The sequence below is a fragment of the Streptosporangium sp. NPDC000239 genome (genome assembly GCF_040300765.1).
In the GTDB taxonomy this organism is placed as follows: domain Bacteria; phylum Actinomycetota; class Actinomycetes; order Streptosporangiales; family Streptosporangiaceae; genus Streptosporangium.
This window is the reverse complement of the sequence record NZ_JBEPEI010000011.1, coordinates 142,139-160,483: the sequence shown is the minus strand read 5'-3', so window position 1 is coordinate 160,483 and position 18,345 is coordinate 142,139. Positions and strand designations below refer to the sequence as shown.

The following is an 18,345-nucleotide window of genomic DNA, read 5'->3' as shown; positions in this document are numbered from 1 at the left end:
ACCGCCTCAGGGCTCGCGTTCCTCCAGGTGCTCAAGCACCGGGGGAACCGGCCCGGGGTGCAGCACGGCCAGGCGTTCGGTGGCGCGGGTCAGCGCCACGTACAGGTCGTTGAGACCGTGCGAGGAGCCGTCGAGCACGGCCTGCGGGTCGGCCAGCACCACCGAGTCGAACTCAAGCCCCTTGGACTGGCGGGCCGTCAGCACCACGACGCGTCGTTCCAGGTCGGGCTCACGCCCCCAGGAGGCGTCGGGGACGGCGGCGCGGACGGCCTCGGCCAGCCGTGCCAGGTCCTCGCGTGGCGTGATCACCGCGACGCTCCCCGTCCCCGCCGCCTCCCGCGCCGCCAGGCCGGCCAGCCTGGCGGGCAGGTCGTCCGCCTCGGCCCGGGCGCGCCACGGCCGGACGCCGCCCGCGCGTACGGCGCGCGCCGGTTCGAGATCGGGATGGATCGCCGTGAGCACCCGGTCCGAGGCGGACATGACCTCGGCCGAGGTCCGGTAGTTGACGGTGAGCCGCTCAAGCCGCCAGCGCGTCCCGAAGAACGGCTCCAGCGCCTGCGTCCAGGAGCGCGCGCCCGCCGTCTGACCGCTCTGGGCCATGTCGCCGACCACCGTGAACGAACGGGTCGGGCAGCGCCGTACCAGCAGGCGCCAGGCCATGGGCGGGACCTCCTGGGCCTCGTCGACGATCACGTGGCCGAAGGCCCACGTCCGGTCGGCGGCGGCCCGTTCGGCGACCGTGCGCAGATCCTGTCCTTCATGGCGGCCGGCGAACAACTCGGCGTCCAGCAGGTCGGCGGCACTGAGGAGTTCGGCCTCGTCGTCGTTCTCGTCCTCGCCGGAGCGCGAGCCGCGCGCGATGTCCAGGACGCCCTGGGCGTACTCGATCTGCCTGGCGCGCTCCCTGGCCTGCCTGGCCCGTTCGGCGCGGCGGTCCTCACCGAGCAGTTCGGCCGCCTCGTCGAGCAGCGGCACGTCGGCCGGGGTCCAGCCGCCGCCGGGTTCGCGCAGCAGCAGTTCCCGTTCGGCGGGCGTCAGCTGCGGCGCGGCCTCGGCCAGCCCCCTGGGATCGGCGAACAGTTCCTCAAGCAGCCGCTGCGGGGTCAGCGCGGGCCACAGCCACTCCAGCAGCGCGCGCACCTGCGGATCGTACGGCAGCGCCTTCAGCCAGGCCCGTTCCGCCTCCTCGAACTCGGCGTGCTCCCGCTCGTGCCGGTCGACCGGCGGCGCGTCCTGCCCGAAGAGCCCGGCCAGGTCCTTGGCCACGGCCTGTTCCAGCGCGGCGGAGTCGATCCGGCCCGCCAGGTCGGCCTCGATCTGCTCCTCCATCCCGGCGACCACGCCCGCCATGCGGCGGGCCAGCTCCTCGATGACGATCCGGCAGAAGACGGGCCTGGCGAGGTTGTGCGGCAGCCCGTCGGCACGGGCCCGTTCGGCCGCGTCGATCAGCAGCTCCGGCTCCAGGCTCAGCGGCTCGCCCTCGACGATCACCTCGACGGGCCCGCCCACCTCCGCCTGGCGTGCCCGTACGGCGGCGGCCAGCACCTCGGCCATCACCAGCCGTCCCTTGACCTCGGCGACCGCGGCGTCCTCCCGTTCGAGGGCCGTGACGCCGGGGAACAGCTCCCCCACCGTGGACAGCAGCACACTGGTCTCCCCCAGGCCGGGCAGGACCTGGCTGATGTAGCTGAGGAACACCGGGTTCGGGCCGACCACCAGCACTCCGCGCTCGTCCAGCCGGGGGTGGCTGTAGAGCAGGTAGGCGGCGCGGTGCAGGGCGACGACGGTCTTGCCGGTGCCGGGGCCTCCCTGCACGACCATCACCCCGGCGTGCGGGGAGCGGATGATCCGGTCCTGCTCGGTCTGGAGGGTGGCCACGACGTCGCGCATGCGGCCGGTCCGCTCGGCCCGCAGCGCCGCCAGCAGCGCGGCCTCCCCGCACAGCTCCATGTCCGCCGGGGCGGGGGCGGTGCCGTCCAGCAGCTCGTCGTCGACCCGGACCACCCTGCGCTCCCGGGTGTGCAGGTGGCGGCGCAGCCGTACACCCTGGGGGGCGGCGGCGGTCGCGGTGTAGAAGGCGCGCGCGGCGGGAGCCCGCCAGTCGATCAGGAGAGGCTCCTCGTCTTCCTCGGCGCCGCGCACCCCGATGCGGCCCAGGTAGCGGCGGCCGCCGTCGACCGAGTCGAGCCTGCCGAAGCACAGTCCGTGCTCGGCCGCGTCGAAGGCGGCCAGCCTCCGGTTCAGACGGCCGACCGCCGCGCCGCGTTCGGCCTGGGCCTGGGCCGTCTCCGCCGGTTCGCGCAGCACCTCGGCCAGTTCCCGCGCGAGTTTCTCACGGTGGATGTTGACCTGGGAGTGCAGCATGGCCAGGTAGGCCTGCTCGCGTTCGATCTCTGACTGCTCTGACTGCACCGGCACGGAAGAGGACAAGACTGCTCCAAGGCCAGGGGACGGGGTTCGGCACCGGGGAATCCTCGGGGTGCGCCCCACAGGTTCGCACGCTTCAGCCATAAATGCGAGCCGCGGGGAACCCCGTCGATCGCCCTGGGAGGGAGGCGGCTGTGGCCTGGGCGGCGACGTCCGTGGCGGAGTGTTCCGCCTCCCGCGCCAAAAGCAGGGAAAACGCAATTCAAAGCCACCCAGGAAAGGCCGGTTAACATTATACCACGCAATTAACGCCGCTTACGGTTTTTGCGCTTCCAGGAAAAGCGCAGAACACATTGCCGCTTTTCGAATTCCCTGCCGCTCCCCGAACGCGACCGCCGGCAGTGGCGCGGACCCTGCCAACGGTTGGGGGGTCCGCGTCGTCGTCCCGGCGGCCGGTGCGCTCGTACGGTTCTGACCGTGGCCGCCAGGCCACCTCCGTACCGTTACGACGAGGAAGAATCGTGCCTCTCTTGTCTTGTCCTCCATGACCCCGTTGGCTCCGTTGCGCCGTACGGCCGCGGCCCTCGCGCTCACCGGAACCTGCCTGGCCGTCCCGCAGGCCATCCACGCCCGCCGGGCTCCCCTGCCGGCCCCGCGTTGACCATGCTCCTCCAGCGGACACGCGGGTGGCCACCGGGGAGGCCCCGCCCCGGCCCCGCTGGGCTGATCCGATTGCCACGGTGACCGCCGGAGACCTCTCACGGGGCGCGTGACGCTCGCGTGTCAGGCGAGATCCCTAGACTCAAAATCGACTGAGTCATTACGAACGGGGAATCGCAGTGATCGATCGTCTTTCGCGTGCTTTAGCAGGGTTTTTGGTGTTATCGGCCCTCGGGGCGTGCTCGGCACCGGTTGCGGACCCGGTGCTGAAGGACCCGGCCCAGTGGCCGCTGGCCAAGCTGAAGCGCCTGCCCGACGACGGGGAACTGCCCGAGGGGGCGGACCGGGTACTGGCGCGGATCAAGGTCGGCTCCCACAAGCTGACCGCGTGGATCCATCCCTCAGGCCAGTGCGGGCTGGCCGGCTCCAGCAAGGACATGGAAGCCGACTGGAGCATGAGCAGCGACATGACCAGGTCCTCCAGGGATCTGATGCGGGAGGAGGGATTCTCCGGGCCGCTTGAACCTGCGACGACCGTCTCCACCGAGAGCACCTTCATCCTGGTCTGCACCCCCACCAGGATGCTGATCACCGTCAAGGGGCAGACGTCGAAACCCTCCGTCGAGGGCAACGCGTCCGCGCAGATCTACGGCGGCGGCCTCAACGCCGTCGTCGGCCCGCCGGAGGTCAGGAAGGAGTCACTGCCCGGAGCGACCGTGACCCCCGGCGGGTAGACGTCAGCGGGCCGGGACCCGGGGAAGCACCGGTACCAGGCGGAACATGCCCGTCATGAGCTCCGGTGGCTCCTGGTGCTCGGGGAGGAGTCCCGCCACGGCCCGCAGCACGTCGGTGACGGTCACCATCCCCGCGAGCCTGGCCGAGTCGTTCAGGACCGGGATCGCGTTCACCCCGGCGCCGACCATGGCCGCGGCGGCGTCGGCCAGGCTCGCGCCGAGTGTGGTGCGCGGGCAGCGGCGCCCGGCCACCAGGGCGCGGACGTGGACGTGTGACTGCTCCATCGGGCCACCGGACCAGTGGGCGGCCAGGTCCTCGCGGGTCAGCACGCCGTACAGGCGGCCGGTGTCGTCGACGACCGGCAGGTGGTGGACGTCGGCGCGGCGCATGATCTCCCAGGCCAGCAGGGGCGACTCGTCCGGCGGGACGGCGACGAGCGTGCGGCTCATGATCTGCGCGACGGTCAGGACGGTGATGTCGTTCATGCCTCACCCCTGGGACGTACGACGGCGACGGGGCAGCGGGCGTGGTGCAGCACGCCGTGGCTGACCGAGCCCAGCACGGCCGCGCCGACCCTGCCCAGCCCGCGTGAGCCGACGACGAGCAGGTCGGCCGTCTGCGACGCCTCGCACAGGACGGCGACCGGGTGCCCGATGACCACCGTCCGCCTGACCTCGACCTGCGGGTAGCGTTCCCGCCACGGTTCCAGCGTCTCGGCGGCCACGCGTTTCTCGGTGACGAAGGCGTCGTCGATCAGCGAGGTGTAGGCCTCGGCGTACGGCCCCAGGACGGGGGTCTGGACCGTGTGGACGACGTGCAGGACGGCCTTGCGCATCACGGCCTCCTCGAAGGCGTACCGGAAGACCGCCTCCGGCGCCGGGGGACCGTCGAGGCCGACGACGATCTCGTCGTGGACGTGCCTGCGGGGTTTCCTGACCACGACGACCGGGGCGGCGACGTGACCGGCCAGGGCGAGCGAGACCGACCCGAGCAGCAGCCCGGTGAACCCGCCGAGTCCCCGGCTGCCCACCACGACCTCCTCGGCGTCCTCGGCCTCGCGCCGCAGGACCTCGCCGGCCTTACCCCGCTCGCGCACGGTCTCGATCTGCAGGCCGGGGGCGTGCGAGCGGGCCTGGGCGAGCGCCGTGTCGAGGATCTCCTGGCAGTACTCGGTCATCGAGTCGCGGAATCCGGGCGGGGTCTGCAGCGGGATGTCGTAGATCCAGGGCGCGCACACGTGAACGATCCGCAGCGGGCGTCCGCGGCGCACGGCGTCGTCGGCGGCCCACTCGACCGCGGCCTGTGAGGCGGGCGAGCCGTCCACGCCCACCACTACATGTGCTGTCATGTCTCCTCCTCGGTTCCCTCCTCCATCCGACCGCTTCGGCCCCGGTGGGCGCAGCGGCCGAAAGACCCGACCGTGAGGGACTTCCGGCCCGCCGGCGCCGCAGGGCCCCGCGGCTCACCCGAAGCCGACGCGGTCCAGCCAGAAGTCGAGCAGCCGTTCGTCGCCGAGGATCTCGACGCCGCCGCCCCGGGCGGGGCGGCGGCGGTAGACGACCAGCAGCAGGGCGGTCAGCGGGCCGTGCAGGGTGACGGCCGCCGCCCCGCGCCCCCTGCGGCAGGTGACGGTGTCGCCGGTGAGGTCGACCAGCCACTCCGTCCCGGCCGACGGCCCGGTGTCGGTGGCGTGCAGGCCGATGGTGCGGCCGGGGCCGAGCAGTTCGCGCTGCCTGGGGTTGACGTCGAGCATCTGCGGCAGGGACGCCAGTTCCATCCACTCGTCGAGGGCGTCGACGACGACCTCCCGCCCGGCGGTGAAGTCCCGCCCGGCGGCCAGGGCGGCGTCGGCCCGGTGCACGAGGGTCTCGTGAGCGAAGCGGCGGGCCCAGAATCCCGAGGTCTCCGTCTCGACGGGCACCCATGTCCGCGCGTCGGGCCCGGCCTCGCGCAGGGTGTCGGCCAGCAGCCGCGCGCCCTCGGCGAGCCAGGCGTCGATCTCCGCGGGGTCCTGTCCGGTGTCGGCGGGCAGGTCACGCAGCTCCGTGTCCGGAGGTGGCGTGGTGGCCCTGGTGCGCACGATCGTCTCGGCCCAGCGGTGGCCGTACCCGACGTGCCGCAGCAGCTGGGCGAGGTTCCAGTCGGGACAGGAGGGCACGGCGGCCGCCAGGTCCGCCCCCGCCACGACCGCTCTGAGCTGGTCGGTCTGCGCGACGATCTCGGCGCAGTGGCGGTCGTGGCCCAGCGGGACCGGCTCGTGGACGGCGGTGCCGCCCAAGGGGGTCGGCTTGTTCATGGGTGTCGCTTTCTGGTCGCCTGCGGTGGGCCGCCCGGACGCCCGTGCCGCGATCCTCGCCGACACTCTGTGCGTCCGTTCGGTGACGCAAAGCTATCGACCGTACCGCCATGACGGCCCGCACCCACGTCACGGCGGCGCGGCGCGGCCGTCGCGACGGTGGTGCTCAGAAAGCGGGAAAGGCCGGGCCCCCGGGACAGAACGGCTCCCCGGCGCCCCGGAAGGCCGCCGACGCGCGGGCCAGCGCGCCGGGCCGCAGCTCTTCGACGCGCCCGGCGCGGGCCAGTGTCTCCAGGGTCGTCCCGCCGAGGAAGGCCGCGCCCAGCTCGGCGGGAGTGAGGCGCAGGTCGGGGGCGGCGGCCGTACGCTCGCAGCCCGCCGTCCCGGTCTCGGCCCACAGCCGCAGACGGCCGGTGTTCCACGGGCAGAAGTCGTCGCGCACGTCCAGCACCACCTCAAGCGGCAGGGCGTAACGCCGTCCGGCCAGCGCCCGGGCGACGTCGACGAGCCGCACCCAGAGCCGGTCCACCTCGTGCGCGCGCACGGCGCGGGGGTCGGCCAGCAGGTACGGCAGGGCCTCGTCGGCCGCCCCCTCGTACTCGATCCACGGCACCAGGTCGATCCCGGCCAGGAAACGCCACAGCGCGGCATAGGCCCGGCGGGTGACCGCGACGAGTTCCACGACCTGTACGGCGCGCCCGCCGTCGCCGTGCCCGTCCTTGATCCGGTAGAGGGCGTATCCGTCGGCCCGGCCGCCGCTTTCGCGATGCACGGCGTGACGCAGGGCGGTGGCGCCCTGCCGGTCCTGCGGGCCGTCCGCCAGCCGTATGTCCCAGCAGTTGCCGGGGCGGTCGGGCCAGCCGACGGCGCCGGGGCGGACGCGCTCGTAGACCTCCTCGACCAGGGGCCGCGCCTCGTCCCGTTCCAGCAGCCGGATCCGCCCGTCCCCGAAGTCGGTGCCCGGCAGGAAGGCCATGGAGCGTTTCTCGCAGCGCAGCAGGGCTCCGCGTGAGGCCGGGCCGTAGCCGTACCGGCCGTAGATCGGGGCCTCCGAGGGGCGCAGCGCGGCGATCGGCTCGCCGCCGCCCTCGTACAGGTCGGTGAGCTGCCTGCGCATCAGGCAGGTCAGGACGCCGCGCCTGCGGTGGGTGGGGGTCACGCCGACCCAGGTGATCCCGGCCGTCGGCAGCACGGCTCCGGGAACGGTCAGCACACGGGTGCAGGCCGCGGTGCCGCCGATGATCCGGCCCTCGTCGAAGGCGGCGAGGGTGCGTTCCAGCTCGGTCGCGGACCGTTCGACGGCGAGGTCCTCCTCGGTCCGGTCCTCACCGTAGGTGTCGGAGACGACCCGGGCCCAGGTCTCGAACTCCTCGCCGGTGACGGGACGGATCGGGTAGGTGTCGGACACCGGACCTGTCTAACGGATCGGGGCGCCGCGGCGCGACCGCTTTTCCCGGGGTACGGCCTCAGGGTGTCCCGGCGGGGCCGGCCAGTCCGTACAGCAGCAGGTCGGTGAGGGTGTCGACGACCGTGTCGTCGCCGACGGGCTCGGCGCGGGTGAGCATCGAGTATCCGAGCATGGCGAGCATGGCGCCCATCGCCGCCGCGACCAGCTCGGGGTCGCCGGGCAGCCGGTGGCCGCGTTCGCGCAGATACTCCAGGTGGTGGCGGAAGACAGCCGTCTCGGAGGTCAGGTCGTCCCATGCCCGGCCGTCGCCGGGACCCGCGCCGACGCGGGACTGGAACAGGGCCACCATGACGGCCCGATGCTCGCGGAAGACGCTCCAGGCGATCCGCAGGTGCTCGCGCAGCTGGTCGCGGTCGGTCAGGTCGTGCTCGCGCGGATGGCCGGCGCGCGCCACCTCCCGGTCGGCGCTGTCCTCCATCTCGGCCAGCAGTGCTCCGAGCAGCTCCTCCCGGTCGGCGAAGTGCTCGTAGAAGGAGCCGGCCGAGCGTCCCGCCGCCGCCGCGATGTCGGTGATCTTGGTGTTGAGGAAGCCGCGCTCGGCGAACAGTCTCCTGGCGGCCTCAAGCAGCGCCGCCCTCGTCTCGGCCGCCTTCGCCTTGCGCACACCCGCCACCGTCACGCTCCGCCGTCTTCCCGCCCGCCCCCTCCGGGCGGGGTTGACAGCGGTCATCCTACCGAACACACTTTCACCAAATTCAGATTCAGTGAATCAAAGTTCAGTGAATGAGTATTCGGAGGTTGACGATGCGTGTCATCGTGATCGGAGCGGGCGTCGCGGGCTCCGCCGCCGCCCTGGCCCTGCGTCACATCGGCGCCGAGGTGACCGTGTACGAGGCCTACGCCGACCCCGCGGGCGACGTCGGCTCCTTCATCAGCCTGGCCGCCAACGGGCTGCGCGGCCTGGAGGCCCTCGGCTGCCTGCCCCGGGTCCAGCGCCTGGGTGTCGCCCTGCCCCGCCAGCGCATGTGGTCGGCCTCGGGCAGGCTCCTCGGCGACGTCCCCCGGGGCCGTCGCGGCGACGACCCGCTGCACAGCGTCACCCTGATGCGCGGCGCCCTGGTGGAGGCCCTGCGCGCCGCGGCCGCCGAGGCGGGCGCGGAGATCGTCACCGGGGAGCGCCTGACCGGCGTCACCGAGGCCCCCGGGGCCGTCACCGCCGGTTTCCTCGACGGCCGCCGCGACAGCGCCGACCTGCTCGTGGCCGCCGACGGCATCTGGTCGCTCGTGCGCGGCGTCCTGGACCCGGCCGCGCCGCGCCCGCGCTACGCCGGCCTGTACTGCGTGTCCGGTGTCTCCGCCGACGCGCGGGGCCTGGGTGTCGAGCCCGGCGTCTTCAACATGACCTTCGCCCGCAACGGGGCCTTCATCCACCTGGCCGCGGGCGACGGCACGGTGTGGTGGTCGGCCCAGATCGCCGACCCGCGACAGCCCCGCCTCGACGACGCCGCCGGAGCCGGATGGCTACGTGAGACCGCCGCGCTGTACCGGCGCGAGCCGGTCCCCTCGGCGGTCCTGGCCGCCGCCGTCGGCACCCACCCCACCGTGCTCATGCACGCCCTCGGCCCGGTCCCCATCTGGCACGGCGGCCGCAGCGTCCTCATCGGCGACGCCGCCCACCCGGTGGGCGCGGGCCAGGGGGCCTCCATGGCCGTCGAGGACGCCCTGGTCCTGGCCGCCGCGCTGCGCGGCCGGGCCCCGTCGGACGTTCCCGGGGCCCTGGCCCGCTACGACGCCGCCCGCAGGCCCCGCGTCACCAGGCTCCTGGGCGCCGCCAAGGACAACCGCGAGGCCAAGAAGGCCGGCCCAGTGGCCCGCCGGGCGCAGGCCGCCGCGATGCGCCTGTTCCTGCCGCTGTTCTACGACAGGAGCACCGCCTGGCTCCACGGCCACGACCCCGCCGCCGTCGTCGTCGGGTGAACGCCGCGTCAGGACGGGGAAGGACGGTGCCGAGGATCGTCTCGCGGAGCCGGCGACCGGGGGTTCGTCTTCGGGTGCCGCGCCGGTCAGCCGAGGCCGGCGTCGTGGACGAGGATGGCCGCCTGTACCCGGTTGGCCAGGCCCAGCTTGGCCAGCACCCGGCTGACGTGCGCCTTCACCGTCGCCTCCGTCAGCCGTAGCTCCCGCCCGATCTCGGCGTTCGACAGGCCACGCGCCACCGCCCTGATCACGTCCTCCTCCCTGGCGGTCAGCGCCGCGAGCCGCCCGCGCGCGGACTCGGCCCGCGAGGGAGCCCTGTCGACGAACGAGCCGATCAGCCGCTTGATGACCGTGGGGGACAGCATGGCCTGCCCCGCCGCGACCGTGCGGACGGCGGCCGCCAGATCACGCGGCGGGGTGTCCTTGAGCAGGAAGCCGACGGCGCCCAGCCGAAGCGCCTCGTGGACGTGGTCGTCCAGGTCGAACGTGGTGAGCATGATCACCTTGGGCGCCTCGGGGGCGGCGAGCACACGGGCGGCGGCGCTCAGCCCGTCGGTGCCCGGCATGCGCACGTCCATCAGGACGACGTGCGGCCTGAGCCGGGCCGCGGCGCCCACGGCCTCGTCACCGTCACAGGCCTCGCCGACGACCGCCATGTCGCCCGCCGCCTCAAGTATCATCCGCAGCCCGGCCCTGACCAGTGCCTCGTCGTCGGCGATCAGCACGCGGATCATGCCGTGGGGATCCCGGCCAGCACCTGGAAGCCGCCCTGCGCCCGCGGCCCCGCCTCCAGCCTGCCGCCGACCAGTTCGACGCGTTCACGCAGCCCGACCAGGCCCCATCCGGAGCCGGGCAGGCCGCCGTCCGCCGTGGAGGGCCGGTTGCGGACGAGGACCTCCAGCTCGGTGGCCCGGTAGCGGAGGCGAACCTCGGTCTCGGCGCCGCCCGCGTGCTTGTGCACGTTGGTCAGCGCCTCCTGGACCACCCGGTAGGCGGTGCGCTCGGCGGTCGGCGCAAGCGGGCGCGCCTCGCCCTCGTCGTGGCGGCTGACCACGATGCCCAGGGCCCGCGACTGGTCGAGCAGCCGGTCCAGGTCGGCCAGCGTGGGCTGCGGGCCGCGTACCGGATCGGATGAGCGCAGCACGCCGAGCACCTCCCGCAGGTTCGTCAGCGCCTGCCTGCCCACTCCGCCGATCAGCGCGGCGGCCTCCGCCGTACGGGCGTCCGGGGCGTTGACCTCCAGCGCGCCCGCGTGCAGGACCATCAGGGAGACCCGGTGGGCGACCACGTCGTGCATCTCCCGCGCGATGCGGGCCCGCTCCTGGTCGCGTGCCTGGCCGGCGCGGAGCACCTGCTCGCGCAGCAGTTGCTCGGACTGCTCGCGCATCGCGTCGAACACCTGCCGCCTGGCGCGCACCCACAGCCCGGCGAACAGCGGCAGCCCCATCATGGCGCCGCCCAGGATCAGCACGTTGACGACCGTGCCCGCGACCAGCGCCCGATACCCCTCGCTCCGGTACGACACGAACCCGCCCAGCGCCTGCAGCGCGACCGCGCCACCGGCGTAGAGCCACAGGCCGCGGCGGCCGAGCCGCGTGCCCGCGTAGTACGAGGCGGCGACGGCGGCGGGCCACATCACCAGCCACGCGTAGGACAGCGCGCCCGCCGCGGCCAGCGGCCACAGCCACCGCCTGGCGAAGGCCGCGGCCACACCGCAGCACGCCGCCACGGCCGTGAGCACCGGCACGGGAAGCGCCGAGCGCACCCCCATCGAACCGGCCGTCGCCGCCATGGACAGCAGGAACACCGCCACGCCGAGCGCCCAGGGCGCGGCCCGGTCGACGATCCTCGATGCCCGGTCAATCATGGTGAGAGGCTACAAGCCCGCCCGGACGGGACACCCCCTACGAAAGTCGCAGACGCCGTGTGACGTTCGCCGGGGACCGTACGGCGGGGCCGCGCGGCACGGTTGACCGCGTGAAGAAGATGCTGGCCGCGAGCGTGCTCGCGTTCTCCGTTTCACCGGCGCCCCTGAGCGCGCCCCCGGCCGGGGCTCCCACGCCCGTGACGGCCCCGCCCTCGGCCGCCTCCCCGGTGACCGCTCTCCCGGCGCCGACCGGCGCCTATCCGGTGGGCGAGACGAACCTGCACCTGATCGACTCCAGCCGCCCTGACCCCTGGGTCGCCGGCCGGGACGTACGCGAACTGATGGTCTCCGTCTGGTACCCGGCGCGCAGGGGCGGCGGCAGGCTCGCCCCCTACGTCACGCCGCGGGAATCGGAACTGATCATCAGGGCGGTGCCGCAGCTCGACGGCGTACCGGGCGACACCCTCGCCAGGACCACCACACACGCCCGCGCCGACGCCCCGGCGCTGAGACGCAAGGGCGGATGGCCTCTGGTGGTCCTGTCGCCCGGCATGTCGCTGCCCCGCGCGACGATGACGTCGCTGGCAGAGGAGTTCGCCAGCCGTGGCTACCTGGTGGCCGGGATCGAGCACACCTACGAGTCGGTGGCCACCACGTTCCCCGACGGGCGGACCGTCACCTTCGAGGCCGGCAAGGCCGGGCAGACCGCCGAGACCGGCGCCAAGGTGGCCCGGGTCAGGGCCGCCGACACCGAGTTCGTCCTGGACCGGCTGAGCAGGAGCAAACGCTGGAACCGGCTGATCGACGAGCGGAACATCGCGATGGTGGGGCACTCGGCCGGCGGCCAGAGCGCCGCCCACCTGCTTGCCGTCTCCAGGCGGATCAAGGCCGCGGTCAACCTCGACGGCACCTACAACCCCAGGACGCCGGCCCGGCCGCTGGACAAGCCCTTCATGATGGTCGGCACCCCGAGGCACCAGCCGCGAGCGGGCGGCCGGGACTCCTCATGGGAGGAGTTCTGGCCGCACGTGACCGGCGGCTGGAAGCGCTGGCTGACCGTGACCGGCGCCGAGCACATGAGCTTCGTCGACTACGCGGTGCTCCAGCCGCAGCTCGGGCTGCCCGGGGCAGCTCTCGACGGCGAACGCGCCGTCACGATCACCCGGAGGTACGTCACCGCCTTCCTGGACCTGCACCTCAAGGGCAGGCGCCAGCCCTTGCTGGACAGGCCGTCGGGAGATTTTCCCGAGGTGAGGATCTGGTAGACGGCCCGGTGACCCGAGACCACACCGGACGGGCCGATAGCCGAAAGTAGCCGGTCGGATACAGACGGCGAACAGCCGTTTACTGCAGGATCCCAAGCGGCAACACCAGCCCCACCGGGAACATCTCAAGGAAAGCGGTTCACATGCGCATCGGCAGCAGGATCGTCACCTTCACCGTCACCGTCGTCAGCACCGGCGGCCTGACCCTGGCCGCCCTGACCACCCCGGCCCTGGCCGCCCCCGCCCCCCACACTCAGGCCGCCGTCGGCGGCGGGTACTGGGCACGCGGGTGCGACGCGGGACGAGCGTGCATCGAGCTCTCGGGCGGACGCCAGGGCGCGGGCGGGTCGTGGTGGAACGTGGACGGCTGCGGCTATCACACGATCAATGACCACTACAGGCGGGGCAGCGCCCACGGAAACGGTTTCGACGTCATCTACGCGGACCAGAGATGGGACCGCGTGCAGCCCTGGTCCAGCCGGCCACTGGACCCCGGCAACCTCGTCACGGGCGTCAACGTCCTCTGCTGAGCCACAAGCCGTCCGGGGCTCGGATCACATGGCCGAGCCTCGGAGGCGCAACCTGGCCGGTCGGCGGTCAGCGCCTCCATCGAGCGGGGCGAGATCAACCGATCTAATAACATAACGGGCGAAATGCACTGATTACCGCAATCTATGCGTGCCGCCTGGGCGGGAGACTCCACCGGCACATGCCCGGGAAAGCGAGCGCACCCATGAACGTCAACGGCTTCACGGCCCCCGGCTACGAAGGCGTCGCCGAGGCCTTCACCCGTAACTTCACCGGTTCCGCCGAGGTGGGCGCCGCGTTCGCCGCCTACCACGACGGGCGGCTCGTCGCCGACCTGTGGGGCGGCAGCGCCGACCCGGACAGCGGCGCCCCCTGGCGGCGCGACACCCTGCAGCTGGTGTTCTCCGGAGCCAAGGGACTCATCGCCGCCTGCGTGCTCCTGCTGGCCGAGCGCGGGCGGCTCGACCTCGACGCCCCCGCCGCCCGCTACTGGCCCGAGTTCGCCGCCGCGGGCAAGTCCGCCATCACGGTCACCCAGATCATGTCGCACCAGGCCAGGCTCCCCGGCGTCCGGGAGAGCTTCACCACCGGCCAGTTCCTGGACCCGGTCTTCATGGCCTCCCTGCTGGCCGCCCAGGAGCCGCTCACCGACCCCCGTGCCGCCTTCGTCTACCACCCCCTGACCTACGGCTGGCTCGCCGCCGAGCTCATCCGCCGCGTCGACGGCCGCAGCGCGGGCACCTTCTTCGCCGAGGAGTTCGCCCGCCCCCTGGACCTCGACGTCTGGATCGGCGTGCCCCGCGAGCACCACCACCGGGTGGCCACCACGCACGTCGCCCCCGGCTTCGTCTTCGCCGACCCCGACGCGCCCCCGACCGGAGACCCGCTGCGCGACCTGGCCCGCAACCCCATCTCCGTTCCCGACGCCCCCGCCCTGTGGAACAGCGCCGGCTTCCGGGCCGCCGAGCTGCCCGGGGCGGGCGCCCACGGCACCGCCCGTTCCATCGCCCGCTTCTACGCCTGCATGGCGCGCGGCGGCGAACTGGACGGCATCCGCGTCCTGAAGGAGACCACCCTCAAAAACGGCCGCAGGCTGCTCAGGCACGGCATCGAGCCCCTCTGGAACAGCCCCATGGCCTACGGGACCGGCTTCGAGCTGCAGACCGCGGCGGCGATCTTCGGCCCGGCACCGGACGCCTTCGGGCACGCGGGCATGGGGGGCTCGCGCCACGCCGCCTGGCCGGCCGAACGCGTCGGGTTCTCCTACGCCACCAACCAGCTCCGGTCGGCGCCCAGCCCCGACCGGCGTCCGCTGCGGCTGCTCGACGCCCTGCACGCCGCCGCGAACTCCCCCGCCGATCCCGCCGGTCGTTGAGCGGCCCGGCCCGGGCCCTTCGCCGGGTCGGCTAAGGTGCCCTGAGGCGACATCTCACAGGGGAGAACACAGCACGTTGTCCGGCGACCACGCTCATCCCAGCCCTACGACCGCGACCGACCCGCGTGATCTGCGCGCCGACTGCGCGAGCTGTTTCGCCCTGTGCTGCACCGTCCCGGCCTTCTCCGCCTCCTCCGACTTCGCCATCGACAAGCCCGCGCACCAGCCCTGCCCCAACCTCGGTGCCGACTTCCGCTGCGGCATCCACTCCTCCCTGCGCCGGCGGGGTTTCGCGGGCTGCACGGTCTACGACTGCTTCGGCGCCGGGCAGCGGGTCTCCCAGGTGACCTTCGGCGGGCGTGACTGGCGTTCCTCCCCCGGTACGGCCAGGCGGATGTTCGAGGTCTTCCCCGTCATGCGTGACCTGCACGAACTGCTGTGGTATCTGACGCAAGCCCTCGCGCTCCCCGGCACCGCCCCCGTCCGCGACGCGCTCACCGAGGCGCGGGCCGCCCTCGAAGCGCTCACCCGGGAGTCTCCGGAGGTCCTCGCGCGGACCGACGTCATGGCGCGGCGCACGCAGGTCAACCCCCTCCTGCAGCGGGCCAGTGAGCTCGCCCGCGCGAACGTCCCCGGCCCCCGCAGGGACCGCAGGGGCGCCGATCTGATCGGCGCGAAACTCAAAGGGGCCGACCTCAGGGGCGCCAACCTGCGCGGCGCCTACCTCATCGGCGCCGACCTGCGCGGCGCGAACCTGACCATGGCCGACCTCACCGGGGCCGACACCCGCGGCGCCGACCTGCGCGGCGCCGACCTCGCCGGAAGCATCTTCCTCACCCAGGCCCAGCTCGACGCCGCCAAGGGCGACGCGGCCACCGGCGTCCCCGCCTCCCTCACCCGTCCCGCCCACTGGTGAGGACCTCCCCCCGGGGGAACAGCGCCCGTACCTGCCCGCGCAGCCAGGCGTGCGCCGGATCGGCGTCGTGACGCCGGTGCCAGGCCTGTGAGACGGCCATCTCCGGCAGGTCGAGCGGGATCGGGAAGGTGACCAGCCCCAGGGCGTCGATCATGGGCGCCGACATGCGGGCGGGCGCCATGCCGACCAGGTCGGACCCGCGTACGGCCAGCAGGACGGCGGTGAACGTCGGCACCGACCCGACGATCCGCCGCCGCAGCCCCCGCTCGGCCAGCGCCGCGTCGACGGGCCCCGCCGTACGGCCCCGGCGGGAGGAGACGACGTGCTCGGCGGCGGCGAAGCGCTCCGGGGTCACCGGGGAGCCGAGCAGCCGGTGGCCCGGCCGTACGACGCCCACCCCGTGGTCGTCGACCAGCGGCTCGACACGCGTCTCCGGTGAGGGGTCGGAGATCACCGCGATCTCCAGGTCGGCCGTCCCCTCGCGCAGCGCCCGCTGGTCGCCGTGCCCCTCCGGGACGAACCGCAGCCGGATCCCCGGCGCGGCGGCGCCGACGCAGGCCAGCAGGGGGGCGCAGACGGTGGTGGCCACCGCGTCCGACAGCAGGACGACGAAGTCGCGCCTGAGGGTGGCCGGTTCGAAGACGGCGGGTGTGAACACCCGCCGCGCCCCCTCGACGAGGCCGCGCACCTCGGCCCGCACGGCCAGCGCGCGCGGTGTGGGAACCATCCGCTGACCGGACCTGACCAGGACGGGGTCGCCCATCGCCTGGCGGATCCGGCCCAGGGTGCGGCTCATGGCCGGTTCGGACAGTCCCAGCCGCAGGGCGGCCCCGGAGACGCTGCACTCCTCAAGCAGGGCGTCCAGGGCGATGAGAAGGTCCAGACTTGGTTGCGTTTGGCGCATATATCTCATGATAAATATGCATTTGAGGTTAGGTTTGGGTCTTTTTACCGTGGCCTCGTGAATCGAACCTCCATCGTGATGTGCGCCGCGTCGGTCCTCGTGGTCTCCCTCGTCGCCGCGGTGAATCTCGCCCTGCCCGCCTTGACCGGTGCCCTGCACCCCACCGAGAGTCAGCTCGTCTGGATCGTCGACGCCTACGTCCTGGTCTTCGCCTGCTTACTGATCCCGATGGGGGCGGCCGGGGACCGTCTCGGCGGCAAGGGCGTGCTGCTGACGGGCCTGGCCGTCTTCGCCGCCGGGAGCCTCGCCGCCGCCCTCGCCCCGCACACCGGTGCCCTGATCGCCGCCCGCGCGCTCAGCGGAGCGGGCGCCGCCATGATCATGCCCGCCTCGTTGTCCATCACCGTGGCCGCCCACCCGCCGCAGCGGCGGGCCCACGCCGTCGGCCTCTGGAGCGCCGCGAGCGGCGCCGCCGGGGTCGTCGGCAACGTCGGTGGCGGGCTGATCATCCAATACCTGCCCTGGCAGGCCCTCTTCGCCGTCCCCGCCCTGCTCGCGCTGCTACTGGCCGGGGTCACCGGCCTGCTCGTCCCGCGTCAGCCCCGCCGTGCGGCCGCCGTCGACCCGGTGGGCACCGGCCTGCTCGTCCTGGGCTGCCTGGCCCTGGTCTTCGCCATCATCGAGGGGCCGGAGGCGGGCTGGACGTCCGCCGTCGTCCTGGGCGCCTTCGCGACCGCCGCCGTCGTGCTCACGGGATTCGTCCTGCACCAGCTGCGGATCCCCCGCCCGCTGCTGGACCCCCGGCTCTTCGCCCGGCGCGAGCTGCGGGCCGGGGCCCTCGGTGTGAGCGTGCTGTTCTTCGGGCTCTTCGCCCTGTTCTTCGTCAACGCCCGCTTCCTGCAGGAGGAGCGCGGCCTGTCGCCGATGGTGACGGGCCTGGCCATCCTGCCCCTCGTGATCCCCATGGTCGCGCTGTCCGGGCGGCGGGCGCCGACGCTGCCCGCCGTGGCCGGCGGCCTGGCGTCCGTGGTGGCCGGGCTGGGGTGGCTGGCCTGGGCGACGACCCTGCCCTACCCTCTCTACGCCGCCGGGCTGGTCCTGGTGGGCGCGGGCATGGGGCTGGCCCTGCCCGCGCTGTCCACCCAGATCATGGCCGGGCTGCCCGCGGGGCGGGCCGGGCTCGGCTCCGGGCTCAACAGCGCGGCACGTGAACTCGGCAGCGCCGTGGGCGTGGCGGTCATGGGCACCGCGCTGGCCACCTCGGGCCTGCGGGCGGGCCTGGTGATCGTGGCACTGTGCGTCGCGGTGGGCGCGGCGCCCGTGGTGGGCTGGCTCAGGACGGGCACGCGCGCGCTCAGCGCCCCAGCAGGTGGTCCACTTCGGCCGTGAAGAGCAGGCCGGGATCGAACCCCATCCCCGCGAAGTGCCCGGCCAGTTCCAGGGACAGGACGCCGTGCAGCCGGGTCCACAGGACCAGGGCCCGGTGCAGGACGGCGGGCGGGGCGGGGTGAGCACCGGCCCATCCGCGGTGGCCGGCCAGATGCTCCTCCAACGGCGCCGCCGGGCCGTCCGGCACGGACTCCGCGCAGGCGTCGAGCAGCATTCCCATGATCTGCGATGAGATGACCGTGATGTCGTCGGGCGCGTGGTAGCCGGGCACGGGGGTGCCGTAGATGAGCAGGTAACGCTGGGGGTCGGCGAGCGCCCAGCCGCGGACGGCGTGCGCCAGCGCCTCCAGCCCGGCCCCCGCCTCGGAGAGCGGGCGCAGGGTGTCGGCCAGGCTCCGGTAGGCGTCGCCGACGAGCTCGGTGATCAGCTCGTCACGGCCGGCGTAGTAGCGGTAGAGGGCGGGCCCGCTCATGCCCATCCGTTTGGCGATGGCGTTGAGCGAGAGCGCGGAGGCCCCCGCCGTGGCGATCTGCTCCCACGCGCACTCCTTGATCTCCGCGCGCACCTGGGCGCGGTAGCGCTCCCTGGGGCTCTTCGCGTCCGTCTCCGCCAAGGCCTCCGCCTTTCCGCCCCACCGACAGGGCTACACCATCAAGGG

17 protein-coding genes are annotated in these 18,345 nt (G+C 73.5%); 7 read left to right on the top strand and 10 right to left on the bottom strand.

The annotated features are described in order from the left end of the window. Window positions 1-6: 6 nt before the first annotated feature. Window positions 7-2,418: a HelD family protein gene (locus ABT340_RS25765; RefSeq protein WP_352013397.1), complete on the bottom strand. Its 2,412-nt coding sequence runs from the start codon at window positions 2,416-2,418 to the stop codon at window positions 7-9. An 827-nt stretch (window positions 2,419-3,245) separates the two neighbouring features. On the opposite strand from ABT340_RS25765, the gene ABT340_RS25760 reads away from it, so the two are divergent. Then, complete coding sequence (locus tag ABT340_RS25760) at window positions 3,246-3,761, top strand: hypothetical protein (RefSeq protein WP_352013396.1); 516 nt, start codon at window positions 3,246-3,248, stop codon at window positions 3,759-3,761. A 3-nt stretch (window positions 3,762-3,764) separates the two neighbouring features. Here ABT340_RS25760 and ABT340_RS25755 read toward each other — a convergent pair whose 3' ends face one another. The 5 genes from ABT340_RS25755 to ABT340_RS25735 all read right to left on the bottom strand — a co-directional run bounded on the left by ABT340_RS25755 (window position 3,765) and on the right by ABT340_RS25735 (window position 8,196). Beyond that, a complete protein-coding gene (locus tag ABT340_RS25755) occupies window positions 3,765-4,247 on the bottom strand; it encodes a CBS domain-containing protein (protein ID WP_352013395.1) in 483 nt (160 codons plus the stop codon). After that, entirely contained in the window at window positions 4,244-5,110 is an 867-nt protein-coding gene (locus ABT340_RS25750; protein ID WP_352013394.1) for a universal stress protein, read from the bottom strand. Before ABT340_RS25750 ends, ABT340_RS25755 begins: the two co-directional genes overlap by 4 nt. A gap of 114 nt (window positions 5,111-5,224) precedes the next feature. Further along, a complete protein-coding gene (locus tag ABT340_RS25745) occupies window positions 5,225-6,058 on the bottom strand; it encodes a maleylpyruvate isomerase family mycothiol-dependent enzyme (protein ID WP_352013393.1) in 834 nt (277 codons plus the stop codon). Window positions 6,059-6,224: 166 nt separating this feature from the next. Then, window positions 6,225-7,466, bottom strand: a complete 1,242-nt coding sequence (locus ABT340_RS25740) for a GNAT family N-acetyltransferase (protein ID WP_352013392.1) — start codon at window positions 7,464-7,466, stop codon at window positions 6,225-6,227. Window positions 7,467-7,524: 58 nt separating this feature from the next. After that, window positions 7,525-8,196: a TetR/AcrR family transcriptional regulator gene (locus ABT340_RS25735; protein ID WP_352013391.1), complete on the bottom strand. Its 672-nt coding sequence runs from the start codon at window positions 8,194-8,196 to the stop codon at window positions 7,525-7,527. Between the two features lie 74 nt (window positions 8,197-8,270). On the opposite strand from ABT340_RS25735, the gene ABT340_RS25730 reads away from it, so the two are divergent. Then, a complete protein-coding gene (locus ABT340_RS25730; RefSeq protein WP_352013390.1) occupies window positions 8,271-9,443 on the top strand; it encodes an FAD-dependent oxidoreductase in 1,173 nt (390 codons plus the stop codon). A gap of 86 nt (window positions 9,444-9,529) precedes the next feature. Here the strand turns inward: ABT340_RS25730 and ABT340_RS25725 are convergent, their stop codons facing one another. Further along, a complete protein-coding gene (locus tag ABT340_RS25725) occupies window positions 9,530-10,177 on the bottom strand; it encodes a response regulator (protein ID WP_352013389.1) in 648 nt (215 codons plus the stop codon). Then, on the bottom strand, window positions 10,174-11,310 hold the full coding sequence (locus tag ABT340_RS25720) for a sensor histidine kinase (protein ID WP_352013388.1): 1,137 nt from the start codon (window positions 11,308-11,310) through the stop codon (window positions 10,174-10,176). Before ABT340_RS25720 ends, ABT340_RS25725 begins: the two co-directional genes overlap by 4 nt. A 119-nt stretch (window positions 11,311-11,429) precedes the next feature. Between ABT340_RS25720 and ABT340_RS25715 the strand changes: the two genes are divergently transcribed. The 4 genes from ABT340_RS25715 (at window position 11,430) to ABT340_RS25700 (ending at window position 15,394) form a co-directional block, all read left to right on the top strand. Next, on the top strand, window positions 11,430-12,575 hold the full coding sequence (locus ABT340_RS25715; RefSeq protein WP_352013494.1) for an alpha/beta hydrolase family protein: 1,146 nt from the start codon (window positions 11,430-11,432) through the stop codon (window positions 12,573-12,575). A 143-nt stretch (window positions 12,576-12,718) separates the two neighbouring features. Next, window positions 12,719-13,105 (top strand): hypothetical protein, encoded by a 387-nt coding sequence (locus tag ABT340_RS25710; protein ID WP_352013387.1) that lies wholly within the window; start codon window positions 12,719-12,721, stop codon window positions 13,103-13,105. Window positions 13,106-13,308: 203 nt separating this feature from the next. Continuing rightward, on the top strand, window positions 13,309-14,478 hold the full coding sequence (locus tag ABT340_RS25705) for a serine hydrolase domain-containing protein (RefSeq protein ID WP_352013386.1): 1,170 nt from the start codon (window positions 13,309-13,311) through the stop codon (window positions 14,476-14,478). Between the two features lie 76 nt (window positions 14,479-14,554). After that, complete coding sequence (locus tag ABT340_RS25700; RefSeq protein WP_352013385.1) at window positions 14,555-15,394, top strand: pentapeptide repeat-containing protein; 840 nt, start codon at window positions 14,555-14,557, stop codon at window positions 15,392-15,394. On the opposite strand, the gene ABT340_RS25695 is transcribed toward ABT340_RS25700, so the two are convergent. Then, window positions 15,372-16,298, bottom strand: coding sequence for a LysR family transcriptional regulator (locus ABT340_RS25695; protein WP_352013384.1), 927 nt, complete (start codon window positions 16,296-16,298; stop codon window positions 15,372-15,374). The two genes, ABT340_RS25700 and ABT340_RS25695, sit on opposite strands and share 23 nt — an antisense overlap. Before the next feature lie 57 nt (window positions 16,299-16,355). On the opposite strand from ABT340_RS25695, the gene ABT340_RS25690 reads away from it, so the two are divergent. Further along, window positions 16,356-17,687: an MFS transporter gene (locus ABT340_RS25690; protein WP_352013383.1), complete on the top strand. Its 1,332-nt coding sequence runs from the start codon at window positions 16,356-16,358 to the stop codon at window positions 17,685-17,687. Here ABT340_RS25690 and ABT340_RS25685 read toward each other — a convergent pair. Beyond that, window positions 17,653-18,300, bottom strand: a complete 648-nt coding sequence (locus ABT340_RS25685; RefSeq protein WP_352013382.1) for a TetR/AcrR family transcriptional regulator — start codon at window positions 18,298-18,300, stop codon at window positions 17,653-17,655. The two genes, ABT340_RS25690 and ABT340_RS25685, sit on opposite strands and share 35 nt — an antisense overlap. Between the last annotated feature and the right edge of the window lie 45 nt (window positions 18,301-18,345).